Origin of the sequence: uncultured Shewanella sp., from assembly GCF_947501225.1 — a bacterium.
Classification (GTDB): Bacteria; Pseudomonadota; Gammaproteobacteria; order Enterobacterales; family Shewanellaceae; genus Shewanella.
This window is the reverse complement of record NZ_CANMUW010000001.1, coordinates 647,619-659,721: the sequence shown is the minus strand read 5'-3', so window position 1 is coordinate 659,721 and position 12,103 is coordinate 647,619. Positions and strand designations below refer to the sequence as shown.

At 50.3% G+C, this 12,103-nt stretch carries 10 protein-coding genes; 5 read left to right on the top strand and 5 right to left on the bottom strand.

Translation table 11 applies throughout. The annotated features are described in order from the left end of the window. Positions 1 to 120: 120 nt before the first annotated feature. The 3 genes from Q1B47_RS02725 (at position 121) to Q1B47_RS02715 (ending at position 1,637) form a co-directional block, all read left to right on the top strand. A complete protein-coding gene (locus Q1B47_RS02725; RefSeq protein ID WP_299788228.1) occupies positions 121 to 567 on the top strand; it encodes a DUF3010 family protein in 447 nt (148 codons plus the stop codon). 77 nt (positions 568 to 644) lie between these two features. Then, positions 645 to 1,148: a YgjP-like metallopeptidase domain-containing protein gene (locus Q1B47_RS02720; protein WP_299788225.1), complete on the top strand. Its 504-nt coding sequence runs from the start codon at positions 645 to 647 to the stop codon at positions 1,146 to 1,148. 90 nt (positions 1,149 to 1,238) lie between these two features. After that, positions 1,239 to 1,637, top strand: coding sequence for a hypothetical protein (locus Q1B47_RS02715; protein WP_299788222.1), 399 nt, complete (start codon positions 1,239 to 1,241; stop codon positions 1,635 to 1,637). Here Q1B47_RS02715 and Q1B47_RS02710 read toward each other — a convergent pair. The 4 genes from Q1B47_RS02710 to Q1B47_RS02695 form a co-directional block, all read right to left on the bottom strand. Beyond that, positions 1,634 to 2,410: an ABC transporter substrate-binding protein gene (locus Q1B47_RS02710; protein WP_299788219.1), complete on the bottom strand. Its 777-nt coding sequence runs from the start codon at positions 2,408 to 2,410 to the stop codon at positions 1,634 to 1,636. The genes Q1B47_RS02715 and Q1B47_RS02710 overlap by 4 nt on opposite strands. A 255-nt stretch (positions 2,411 to 2,665) precedes the next feature. Next, positions 2,666 to 3,940 carry a peptidoglycan DD-metalloendopeptidase family protein gene (locus Q1B47_RS02705; RefSeq protein WP_299788216.1) on the bottom strand — a complete coding sequence of 425 codons (1,275 nt, stop codon included), beginning with the start codon at positions 3,938 to 3,940 and terminating at the stop codon, positions 2,666 to 2,668. A gap of 357 nt (positions 3,941 to 4,297) precedes the next feature. Further along, the gene (locus Q1B47_RS02700) at positions 4,298 to 7,354 is read right to left on the bottom strand and encodes an SMC family ATPase (RefSeq protein WP_299788213.1); all 3,057 of its coding nucleotides are present in this window, start codon (positions 7,352 to 7,354) and stop codon (positions 4,298 to 4,300) included. Next, positions 7,351 to 8,496 (bottom strand): exonuclease SbcCD subunit D, encoded by a 1,146-nt coding sequence (locus Q1B47_RS02695; RefSeq protein WP_299788210.1) that lies wholly within the window; start codon positions 8,494 to 8,496, stop codon positions 7,351 to 7,353. Before Q1B47_RS02695 ends, Q1B47_RS02700 begins: the two co-directional genes overlap by 4 nt. A 272-nt stretch (positions 8,497 to 8,768) precedes the next feature. On the opposite strand from Q1B47_RS02695, the gene Q1B47_RS02690 reads away from it, so the two are divergent. Next, entirely contained in the window at positions 8,769 to 10,025 is a 1,257-nt protein-coding gene (locus Q1B47_RS02690; RefSeq protein WP_299788207.1) for an MgtC/SapB family protein, read from the top strand. Between the two features lies 1 nt (position 10,026). On the opposite strand, the gene Q1B47_RS02685 is transcribed toward Q1B47_RS02690, so the two are convergent. Next, a complete protein-coding gene (locus Q1B47_RS02685; protein WP_299788204.1) occupies positions 10,027 to 10,173 on the bottom strand; it encodes a hypothetical protein in 147 nt (48 codons plus the stop codon). Between the two features lie 44 nt (positions 10,174 to 10,217). On the opposite strand from Q1B47_RS02685, the gene Q1B47_RS02680 reads away from it, so the two are divergent. Beyond that, the gene (locus Q1B47_RS02680; RefSeq protein WP_299788201.1) at positions 10,218 to 11,924 is read left to right on the top strand and encodes an alkaline phosphatase; all 1,707 of its coding nucleotides are present in this window, start codon (positions 10,218 to 10,220) and stop codon (positions 11,922 to 11,924) included. The last annotated feature ends 179 nt before the right edge of the window (positions 11,925 to 12,103 follow it).

Genomic DNA, 12,103 nt, shown 5'->3' with positions numbered 1-12,103 from the left:
ATACGGCTAATGATCATCTTAGCTCTATTACCCGTATCTGTTCATCGATAATTTACCGGTTTCCACTAGCCAGAAGTAGAGCCGCTGGTAACAAAACCAACAACGATTTAAAGGTATAACATGAGAGTTTGTGGCGTTGAGTTAAAAGGTGGCGAAGCCATCATCAGTCTGTTGAGCTATGAAGGTGAAACATTTAACGTACCCGATTGCCGTCAGCAGTCATTCGTCATTTCACATTCAGAAACGACTGAGTCTATTCGTGACTTCCACTTTGCATTCGGTAAATTGATGGAAGATTACAAAGTAGATAAAGTGGTTATCGTTTCTCGCGAGCAGAAAGGTAAACTAGCCGGTAGCGCCACCAGCTTTAAAGCCGAAGCCGCTATTCAGCTTATCGACCTGCCTGTGGTATTGATGTCTCCGGTCACGATTAAAGAGCGCCTGAAACGCAACCCACCATTAGTCGACTTTGATGGTTTGGGGCTGAAACGTTTCCAGCGTTTGGCTTTCGATGCCGCCTACGCTTACCACAACCAACATATTTTCAATGTTTGGGATAATGCGTAATAATCCCGGGCTATGACTCGACATAAGAAAAGGGTGCTATCGGCACCCTTTTCTTTATCTCCTTACATGTGATACAGATGAATACACTCAAATACTTAGCAGGTTATCAAGAGCCAATACAAGCTCAGGTCTCAGAGTTACTCGCCAATGGCAAGCTTAAGTCAGTGCTCCTGAATCGACATCCCGATATCCATCAGATCCGAACAGACAAGGCTCTGTACGACTATACGATGGAGATCAAAAACCGCTACCTGCGTAAGTCTCAACCCGTGTCGAAAATACTGTTTGATGACAAGATCAGTCTCACCCATCAGGCTCTGGGTCTCCACTCATTCGTATCCAGAGCACAAGGCAGAAAGACCAAGGCTAAGAATGAGATCCGTATATCGTCACGCTTGAAGAGGGTACCTGAGCCACTGCTGCGGATGGTCGTCGTTCATGAGCTCGCCCACCTGAAAGAGAAAGATCACAATAAAGCCTTCTATCAACTCTGCTGTCATATGGAGGCGGATTATCACCAGCTGGAGTTCGACCTGAGATTACTGCTGACCCTGCTCGAGTCTGGTGTTAAGGTTTACTGACAATTAAGAGTACCGTTTCTATATTAAGCCTTGATTGATAATAATTATCGTTTACAATTATAGGGAGAAATATCCGCAACGGTCTAAACGATGCATCAAGTCAGAATCACAGAGTTCGAACTGCAGGCAAAATATTCGAAGAAACTGGAGAAAGCGGAAGCGAAACTGTTAAAAAACCAGCATAAACTTATTCGTGACATAGACAATATTGAGCTGGTTTCGAAACGCCTCCATAAACAGATCAAATACCGGGCAAAAATTCAAAAATATCGATTAAAACTGGCTGAACAGGTTCGCAACCAGCAGATCACGCTACCGATAACGACGGGCGCCCCCGCAGCCCCACAGGCTGCCACAGGGCTCCCCCTGACAGTAGACGCCTCACGCCCCTTCAAGGCTAAACCATGTCAATCCTGCCCCGCACTTAAGCAGGGACGTTGTCGATGCGCAATAAAGGCAAGCGGGACTTCCAAACATTCGGTTAACTAATTGAGCCTGAAATCCACATCTGAATCCGGCTCGACCAGCTCGTTAGTAAGCTGGGCCGAGCCCAGGTATCGTTCGAAAATCTGTTTATACTCCTGACTTTCCATAAACAGCTTCAGCTCCCGATTAAATTCATCCCTTAATGTTGCATCATGAAAGGCACTGCTTGCAGGAACCGGCGGGATCAGCTTATGTTCGGTGAAGATAGACACATCACGGCGCTTATCGTTCAAGCGGTAGTAGTAATAAAATATATATTTATCCAGCACCGCATACTCATAACGCCCCTTTGTTAACAGCTCGGCTATCGCCCCCATATCGGTCAACTCCTGATATGAGTTTCCCTTTGCAACCTGTTCAAACTCTTCGCCGAAGTAGCCCGGTGCTCCCTGAAAGGTCAATAAGCTATGTCCCTGAAGATCGGCTATTGTTGCAGGGTTCAGGCCACTTGCCTTAAGAGAAAATACCATAGGCTGGTACAACACGATTGAATCAGATATATAGCTGCCATCGCTGTCCGCCTGCATAAAGACAGGTGCCGTCACATCAACCCTACCCAGTTTCAACTCCCGGTGCGCCCGTTTAAGCCCCATAAACTCATAGGAGACATCATGGCCCAGACGCCTGAGCACCGCTTCGACAATATCGAGATCGATACCATGATGGGTATCGTCGATCATATGAGGCGGCCCCTCACTCGAAGCAATAACAAGCTCTCTTGCATCAACCGAACATATCAGGGGCAATGACAGGATAAAAACCATAATGAGCCGCAATAGTCCCCTCCTCGTTAGATAATCAATATCAATCGGTACAACAACCAGACAACGTTCGGCACATGGAGCCGGCGTAAACAGCGTGCAAGAACAGTAGAGTTCTGTTCTGCTCTGATTTAATTCTACAGGTATTAATTATACTAGATGAGTGAAGCTGCTGAACAAAAAAGCGGCAAGCATAGAAGCGAAAAAACAGAGAAGAAAAAACGCCAGCGATCAAGCTGGCGTTCATAAAGTCAATATTAGCGGCCTGAATTAACTCCGGCCCATCATCATCTGGCGGACCTGGACCAACTGCTCGAAAGCGTTCATCTCCTTACGTGACAACTTACTCGCCATGGGGATATTCGCCTTCATCGGGTTTACCGGTCTGCCATTGACATGAAATTCATAATGAAGATGTGGACCGGTAATACGCCCGGTATTGCCCGACAGTGCGATAACCTGACCACGAGAAACCCTCTGCCCCTTATGCACCAATGCCTTAGAGAGGTGCAGGTAACGGGTACGGTATTTATTACCGTGCTCAATCACCACATACTTGCCGGCAAATCTATGGTCGGTCACCAAAGAGACGATGCCATCACCCGGCGCGATAACCTTAGTGCCGATAGGTGTCGCAAAGTCGGTACCATTGTGGGGAGAGATGCGGCCCGTCACCGGATGGTGTCGATGAGGGTTGAAATTTGAGCTGATACGATAGTTTCTCTCCAGAGGAATGCGCTGAAACGCACGGGCTAGACTTCTCCCTTTGTCATCATAGAAATTACCGTCGCTGTTTTGATAGGCATTGATCTCACTACGGCCCCGCTGAATGCTCACTCCTAAAATATCGCTTGCGCCGGTCACCGAACCATCGATATATTGATCGCTCATCAGCACAGAAAAACGGTCGCCGGCCCGCAGATCCCGGGCAAAATTCAATTTCTCCTTCAGCAAGGACTCTATACGCTGGATCTCACCCGAGTTTAAACCCGCTCTTTTAGCCGAGAGGTAGAATGAACCCTGGATCTCTCCGAGCACGGGACGGTTCTGCCAAATACCCTCGATATTGATCTCTTCGACATGGTAGGAGCCATCATCGAAACGACTAAACACCACCTGTCTGGCCGCTGAGAAGTACAGCTCGAGCTTCTCTAGCTCTCCCTTATCATTCTGATAGAACTTTATCTCATTACCTGGTTTCAATGTATCGAGTGCCAGCACGTTCAAGTCGGCCTCTAAGACCCTGTACATGGTTTGTTGATCGATACCCGCCTGGACGAACAGGTCACTCAGAGTGTCACCGCTGACAATGCGCTTATCGAAATCGGGCACTGCAACCTGCTCCTGCTCTGTCGTGGCCGTTGAAGCTATCTGACTAACAAGGGTGTCGATATCTAAATCGATAGGGATCCGCTGGGGTAAGGATTCTTGGTTATTGGGCATCAGGAGCGCGGCTCCGATAAGCAGACCCGCACCTAACAATACTTTCTTATATAGCGAAGCTTCCTGAAGAGAGAAAAGTGTCTGGAAACTGATTTGAGACATTTTAAAAAAAGATAATTTACCTGTTTGCAAGCTTGGCCCCATCTTCACATTATTATTCTTTTCAGTTTTTGCAACTGAAACAAAACTGCTATCAAAGCGTCATCATTGAGTCTTCTTGTAGAGACTCTGGCTAAGAGGCTGTTATCGCATTGATACAGTACTTTTAAATTGGCGTTTTTACCTGTCGTGGTAAACAAACAGGCACATTTATACCAAAAAAAAGTGAATGTACAAACATAAGAAGTCAGTAGATTTGTGACATTAAGAATAATTATTCTTAATGTCACAAGAGTGATAACTAAGGTTGCAAATGCTGATGGCTTCTGGCTTTACTTTCTGCTTTCTACCGGATGACGTTTATGGCAACACCAATCGGGTTTCGCTACCCATAGAAGATTTGATGATATCTACACGGGTACCTATCTGCTCCTTCATCTCGGAAACATGAGAGATGACACCAATCATGCGCCCGGCAGATTGCAGATCCATCAGGGTACGAATGGCTAAGTCCAGAGAGTCCTGATCCAGGCTGCCAAACCCCTCATCGATAAACAGGGTGTCGAGCTTTATGCCACCGGCATAGGCCTGCACCACATCCGATAACCCCAGCGCCATAGACAGGGCAGCCATAAAGCTTTCGCCACCACTTAAGGTCGCTACCGGTCGCACCTTTGAGGTATAAGCATCTTCGACCTCGAGTTCCAGTCCCGATGCCTTATTGCCCTTAGCCCTCTCCTCCTTACGCAGCAAACGGTAACGTCCCTTGCTCATCACCTGCAGACGATGACTCGCCTCCAGCAGAACATCATCGAGTAGCACACTGAGAACGAACCGCTGCAGGCTTATCTTATTGCCGGTATTGCCGTTGGCCACATCGGCTAAGGTACCGATCACCGCATATTCACCCTCAAGTTTCTCAGCTTGTGCATCCGCATCCTTTAGCTGTTTTTGCGCCTGAGTCAGCTGAGTCACCCGGCTCTGTATGGTTTGCCACTCATTTTCAACCACTTGCTGCTCAGTTTGAATGCTTGCCAATCGAGACTCAAACTCCGCAAGCTCAGGTTTTTCCTGCTCAGATAGCTTTTGATTCAGTTGAGTTAATGTCGTTTGGTTAGCGATACAATCTTGCTGATATTTGGCTATCTCGTTGGCTATATCTTTAAGCGCTTCAGAAGATACCAGTGCCTGAGTTAATGCCTGTTTATCACTAAAGCCTGAACTGGCCAACTGCTCATTTAACTCAGACAGCGCCCTGTCACTTTGCTCCCTAGTCTGAGTCACACTCGCTTGAGCCGCGGCAACTGCCGCCGATTGCGCAGAATCTTGCTCCAGCGCCTTTGTATGGCTCTCACGGACGGTGTTTATAGCCTGCTGTAGCTCAGTTACCCGGCCCTTAGCCTGACTGATCGCGCCTTGCAGTATATCTAAGCTGCGATATTGCTCAGGGATGGCCGCACAGGCTTGTTCCATTTGCCCTTTGAGGCTCGAAACCCGGTTCTGCTGCTCTTGAAAACGCTCACGTTCGGCCTCGAGTTGAACGTGAAGTTCTCTCTCCGCACTTTGCCAGTCTTGTATCTGGTTGCGAAGCTGAGTTAACTGCTCTGCGGCGTTATTAGCCTGTTCTAACTGCTGCTGTCGCTGCAGCAATTGTGACTGCAGGTTTTCAATAGACTCCCTGCTGCTGTCACCAATTTTTTGCAGCAGTTCGGCTAAGCGCTTTAACTGCTCCTGATGCTTAGTGTTTAAGCCTGAGTATTCGGCACGGGCTTGGTTAAGCGCCTCATTTGCCGCCTCCTCACTGCGCTGAGCTTGTTGCAACTCCTCTTCCGTAGGCAGTTGCTCTTCGCTATGAGCAGGGCTGGGATGCTCAACGCTGCCACATACCGGGCACGGCTGCCCCGGATTGAGTTGCAAGGCTAAGCTTGCCGCCTGACCACGATGCCAAACGAGTTGCAGCTGTCTGTTGCCGGTCTGCGCTTCAATAAAACGCGTACGAAGCAGCTGCCCCTTCTCTTTAGCGAGCCTTAAGGCCTGCTCGGTAGTGCTGACTTCAATGTTAGCCTGTTGCCACTGCCGATATCGCTCAATCAGGTCATGTTGAGCCGTGACAGCTTGCTGAGCATTAAGGAGCTCACCGGCAACTTTTTCTAACTGAGGGATAAGTTTTTCTGCGGCGAGTTTTTCAGCCGACAGAGCCTCTAAGCTCCCCTTCTCCTTAATACCTTTCTCTTTCGCTTTATCCCGCTCATTCGTTGCCTGAGCCAGTGCTTTTTGCAGACCATCCAGCCCTTGCAGCTGAGGAACCAACTGAACTAACTTCTGCTCTTCACTCTGGGCTCGTTGCAGTTGCAGCTCTTGCTCCGCCAGGGTATCAAACTTAGCCTGACTTAGTGCCAGCGCCTGCTCACTGCTTTGCTTAGCAGCTTGCTGCTGAAGCAGGCTATCCTGTGCCTGACTGACTTCGGTTTCACGCGCCAATGACACATCTAAAACCGGCTTCAATTGCTGCGCCTTCTGCCCCTTGTCAAATTGAAGCTGACGCTGCGCCACGCTCTCTTTCTGCCCGGCTAAGTCGCTTGCTGTTTGCTTGAGCTTATCCAGCGCGTCGAAGTCATTAACCAGTAACTTGGCCGACTCAAACAGCTTATTAGCCTCAAGGAGCCCAAGCTTAGTCCGCTCCTTTGCCTCCTGTGCATGCACAAGCTTAGGCTCAAGTTCCGCGAGCTCTTTATATAGCGCCTCATCCGACTCCAGCTCAACACTGAGCAACATGCCGTCACGTTTATTACGGTGATCTCTCACCTCATTGCGTATCTTTGACGCCTGAAGCTTTAACTTATCTTCAATTTTGCGGTAGATCTGCGTCTGAAAAAGTTGACTGAAGATCTTCTCCCTGTCCTTAGAGTCTGCCATCAAGAGTTCACGAAACTTCCCCTGAGGCAACACCATCACCTGACGAAACTGGTCGGCATCGAGTCCGGTCAACTGCTCTATCTCGGCCGTCGCCTCTGAGACCTTACTGGCAACGAGTAGCTGCTCACTGCCATCGGCGTCTATACAGTAGAGTTGAGCCTCAGGCTTTTGCATCGTGTATCCCTCGCCGCTTTTCTTGGCTCGCTGCTGCTCGGGTACGCGTCTGATTCTGTACCGCTTCTCACCCAGCGCGAAGCTAAAGCTGACCTCGGTCATCAGTGAATCGATGGCTAAGTCGCAACGCATCTGGCTGCCTTCGCGCTCATCACCGGTTGTCTTACCATACAAGGCAAAGCAGATGGCATCGAGAATGGTGGTTTTACCGGCACCTGTGGGACCATTGATTAAAAACAGCGGGTTAGTTCCCAGTGCGGCGAAATCGGTGACTTGCGTCGAAGCGAAGGGACCAAACGCCGACATCGAGAGTGAAAGTGGTCTCATGATGTTTGCTCCCCTTTGTGCAACTCATCGATAGCCTGCACCATGGCCTGCTGCTGCGCGTCACTCATAGGCTCACCCGATACCTGAGAGAAGAACTCGCTGAACATATCCAGCTCCCCCTTCTTGATATGATCCCGGCGGATCTCCAGCTGGCCGTTATCACTCATCAGGCCGGTTCGCTCCAGGTGCAACACATTGGGATAAACTTCGCGCAACTTACCCATGGCATCTAAGATTGCATGCTTGTCTGACAGCCTGACCATCAGATAGTCATCACGATTAACATCTGTCCTGCCCACCTCCAGCAGATCAGCCAGTAAGCCTTCGACGATGCGTACATCGCGCTTGGCACTCAGAGGCAACAACTCTGTCTGCGCTTGCCCCTGCTTATCGAACTCGACCAGGGTAACCGACTTCTTCTGATTCTGCTCACTGAAGGAGTACTTCAGGATTGAACCTGAATACCTGACCTGCTCCTCCCCTTTAAACTGTGGCCCATGCAGATGACCTAGGGCGGTATAACCAAAACCGGTAAACAGCTGTGGCGATATTTTATCTGCCCCGCCGATGCTCAATGGCCGCTCCGAGTCCGATTCGCTGCCGCCATCGAGAAAGCAGTGGCTAATCACGACTTTGGGCAGTCCTTGACTGTCATGTTGATGAACACCTTGCAGCAACACCTCCATCGCCTGTTCATGAGAGCTGGCCTCACAGTCAAACACCTGACGCACAGTTGCGGGATCGGCGTAGGGCAAGCCATAAAATACCGCATCGCCTGACCTGCCTTTCAGGGTTATCGGCGAGATGTTTTTTTGTAGCGGGCCGATAATATGCAGGCCGCTGTCAGTCATCTGCCGGGAGGCGAAGCCGAGACGCTCATGGCCGTCATGATTTCCGGCAATCATGATCACGGGGATCTTCATCTCATTGACCAGACGATTGACCACATCATCAAGCAGGGCTACGGCATTGGCCGGCGGGATGGATCTGTCGTAGATATCGCCGGCAATAATCACGGCGTCGACCCCATGCTCTTCGGCAAGTGCCACTATTTGAAGCAACACATGACGCTGGTCGTCGATTAAGCTCTGATTATGAAGTTGGCGGCCAATGTGCCAATCGGATGTGTGGATAAATTTCATCAATGTCTCAAAAAGCGGCGGAAATACAAAGTATTTTTCAGTGCAGCTATAGTAAGAAAAGTTAACCCAATAGGCAATGATAAGCGACCCGGGGCCTGGCTGGCCTGCACATATGACAACTGTTCATCTCAAGGGCAGTATAAGTCCAGCTAATCGATGAGGTTGAACAGGTATTTCTCATATTTTTCAATCCTGCCCGGCCCTGTACTCACCTTTGTTCTACTATTAACCATAGACCGCAATATCAAACAAAAAAGACGCGGAAAGGAGAGATGGAGAACAGTATTTATCAACTGTTATTATTAGGTTCTTCACTGGCCATCGGACTTCTGGTGGGAGTGGAGCGCGGTTGGAGTAACCGCAATATCGCCGAAGGAAAACGAGTCGCAGGGCTGCGAACCTTTGGCCTTATAGGCCTTCTCGGTGGAATAACCGGACTGCTGACGGCCCAGCTCGGCGCCATAATTCTCGGTATAGCTTTTGCCTGTGTGACTGCGCTGACCGCCGCAGCCTACTACATCAGTAGCCGCGAGACATCGGATATTGGCATGACCAGCAATATGGCCATGCTAATCACCTTTCTGCTCGGTGCGCTGGCCGGGCTGGATCAGATCGTTATCGCCGCGGTTTGTGGTGTCGTCACCACCTTACTTCTGCGCTCCAAGCATGTGCTACACAAATTACTGATGCAGCTGTCGAAAGACGAGCTCAACGCCGGCCTCAACCTGCTTATCATCTCTGTGGTGCTATTACCCGTATTGCCCGACAAAGGCTATGGTCCCTGGGAGGCGATAAACCCCTATGAGACCTGGTTAATGGTGGTGCTGATCGCACTCATCTCCTTCGTCGGATATTTCATGATCCGTATGCTGGGGGCTCAGCGAGGCATCCTGATGACAGGCTTTGCCGGCGGCTTGCTCTCATCCACGGCGCTGACACTGCAGCTCTCGCGCCTCTCCCGGGAACAGCCCAGTCTGAAACAGCTTTGTGCGGTAGGCGTGCTCGTTGCATGCGGTGTGATGTTTCCCCGTATGATTCTGGTTGTGGCCTTGATTAACCCCGCCTTAGTGGATGAGCTTTTCATGCCTATGGTATTGATGCTTACCGTCGCCTTCGGCTGTGCGGCAGCCATATATCGTCATAATGGTAATCAGCAGGTACTCGATGATGTACAACCCAAGAACCCTTTGAAACTGGCATCGGCCATGTTATTCGGCCTTTTGTTGGTGGTCGTGGCGCTGGTTGGTCGCGCGATTGTGGAGTGGTTGGGTGAATCCGGAGTATTCTTAATCGCCATTGCATCCGGTGTTGCCGATGTCGATGCCATTAACCTGACCCTCTCCAGAATGGCCGGTGAAGATATCTCTGCGAATATGGCGGTGCTTGGCATAGTGTTGGCGAGTGTATCTAACACCCTGTTTAAAGGCTGCCTGTCGCTGTTTATCGCTGGCACAGGAATGATACGCTGGATCATGCTGCCTTTAGTTTTGACCGCCGCTACCGGGCTGCTGACAATATGGCTGCAGTGATTCATACTGAGGCAAATTGAACTTCGGCCACTTTCTCCCGGGCCGCCTCCCCCTTAAACAGATGCCATTTCATGCTTACATCAAATTGACATAGTTCTTTCTTATTACTGTCATCCGCACTCTCTACCCTAGCCTGCGAATTAATCATATTCATTACTTTTATAACAAACTGTAATTCACAGGGATTTGACCATGAAACCGATAAACAAGAGTCTGCTCGCCTTAGCCCTATCCTCCGCCTTACTGGCAGGTTGCAACGATGACACCGAGACCGTCGAGATAATTAAAGAGGTAGAAGTAGTTAAAGAGGTTGAGGTCATCAAAGAGGTGGCACCTGAAGAGATCACCACCGTCAAGAATGTCATTTTAATGATCGGTGACGGCATGGGCGCACAGCAGATCGGGCTTTTAGAGGAGTACGCACGCCGCGCCCCGAACTCGACCTACAACACCATGGATAATACCACCGCCTTATCGAAATTTGGCAACGCCGGTCAACTCGGCCTTTCGCTTAATGCGCCATATGGTGCGGGTGGTAGCCTGGTGGTCGACTCGGCCTGCTCCGCCACTCAGTTAGCCACCGGCTTAGCCGCAGGTTCGGAGATGATAGGACTGGATGCTCAGGGAAATATTGTCGAGACCATTCTTGAGAAGGCAAAGGCGGCAGGTAAGGCGACGGGACTGGTATCAGATACGCGTATCACCCATGCTACACCGGCCGCCTTCGCATCACACCAGCCTCATCGCTCCTATGAGGCACAGATTGCCGAGCAGTTGATCGAATCGGGCAGCGTCGATCTGCTGCTCTCCGGTGGCGCCCGCGTATTCCTGCCCAGCGATATCAAGACCGATGATGCCGCCCGTCAGGTGATGGCCGACCTTGGCGCCCCGGAAAGTGTCTACAAGAGATCCAAGCGCAGCGATGACCGTAACCTACTGCTGGAAGCGAAAGAGCAGCATGGCTACACCCTTGCCTTCGACAGTGAGCAGCTAGGCAGTGCACAAGGAAACAAGCTGTTAGGGCTCTTTGCCAACTCGGGTATGGCTGACGGTATCGCCTACTCGGCATGTAAAAAAGCCGATAACTGCACTCAACCTTCACTGCGGGAGATGACTCTCAAGGCACTGGAGCTGCTGGCTAAGGATGAGGATGGGTTCTTCCTGATGATAGAGGGAGGCCAGATCGATTGGGCCGGACACCTGAACGATGCGGGATGGATGCTACATGAGCTGTTAAAGTTTGACGAGGCCGTGGCTGCCGTTTATGAGTGGGTAAAAGATCGTGACGATACCCTGGTTGTCATTACCGCCGATCATGAAACCGGCAGCTTTGGTTTCAGTTACTCCAGTCATAACCTCCCCGAAGCCACAACACTGCCTGGTGACGGCATGCAGGGCAAAGATTATCAGCCCAACTTCAACTTTGGTGCACTCTCTCACCTGGATAAGTTATACGCACAGAGCGGTACCTTCTATGACATGATGGACAAGGTCAGCCCGAGCTGGGAGTTCGGTAACTCAACCGGACAACAGTGGGCCGACGCCATCAACAACTACAGCGCCTTTAAGGTGACGCCGGAGCAGGCAAGTCCAATCGCCCTGCGTGAGGCTAACCAATACTATGTCGCAGGCCATAAATATTTAGATGCCGCTGAGTTCCCGCTGGTGAATGACTTCAAACCCTTCTACGTCTATGGCGACGAGATCCATGGCGACCTGATAGGCCGGGCACTGTCACGCGAACAGAATGTCGTCTGGGGTACCGGCACCCATACCGCGGCGCCGGTTCCGGTTTATGCATTCGGCCCCTATGGCGTGACCAAGCAGTTCTCAACCATGCAACACCACGTCGAGATAGGTCAGAAGATGATGAAGGCCCTGCTGCCGCAAGGCTCATAACCGGTAGTGCAAACTGTCTATTCCACCCGGGGGTAGCCTGGCTGCCCCTGCATACTCTCAGCGACCCCTTAGCTGCGGAAAACTTGCGATTTTTTAGCAAAACTTTGATGAAATCCATATTAGTCACTAAAAAGTGAAATAATGGGTGCGTTTCTCACCAAATATTGATATCACAGGCA

Bases quoted from the DNA above. Each gene is read 5' to 3' on its own strand.
- Q1B47_RS02705 (WP_299788216.1), bottom strand. From the start codon at position 3,940: ATGTCTCAAATCAGTTTCCAGACACTTTTCTCTCTTCAGGAAGCTTCG.
- Q1B47_RS02690 (WP_299788207.1), top strand. From the start codon at position 8,769: ATGGAGAACAGTATTTATCAACTGTTATTATTAGGTTCTTCACTGGCC.
- Q1B47_RS02695 (WP_299788210.1), bottom strand. From the start codon at position 8,496: ATGAAATTTATCCACACATCCGATTGGCACATTGGCCGCCAACTTCAT.
- Q1B47_RS02680 (WP_299788201.1), top strand. From the start codon at position 10,218: ATGAAACCGATAAACAAGAGTCTGCTCGCCTTAGCCCTATCCTCCGCC.
- Q1B47_RS02725 (WP_299788228.1), top strand. From the start codon at position 121: ATGAGAGTTTGTGGCGTTGAGTTAAAAGGTGGCGAAGCCATCATCAGT.
- Q1B47_RS02685 (WP_299788204.1), bottom strand. From the start codon at position 10,173: ATGATTAATTCGCAGGCTAGGGTAGAGAGTGCGGATGACAGTAATAAG.
- Q1B47_RS02700 (WP_299788213.1), bottom strand. From the start codon at position 7,354: ATGAGACCACTTTCACTCTCGATGTCGGCGTTTGGTCCCTTCGCTTCG.
- Q1B47_RS02715 (WP_299788222.1), top strand. From the start codon at position 1,239: ATGCATCAAGTCAGAATCACAGAGTTCGAACTGCAGGCAAAATATTCG.
- Q1B47_RS02720 (WP_299788225.1), top strand. From the start codon at position 645: ATGAATACACTCAAATACTTAGCAGGTTATCAAGAGCCAATACAAGCT.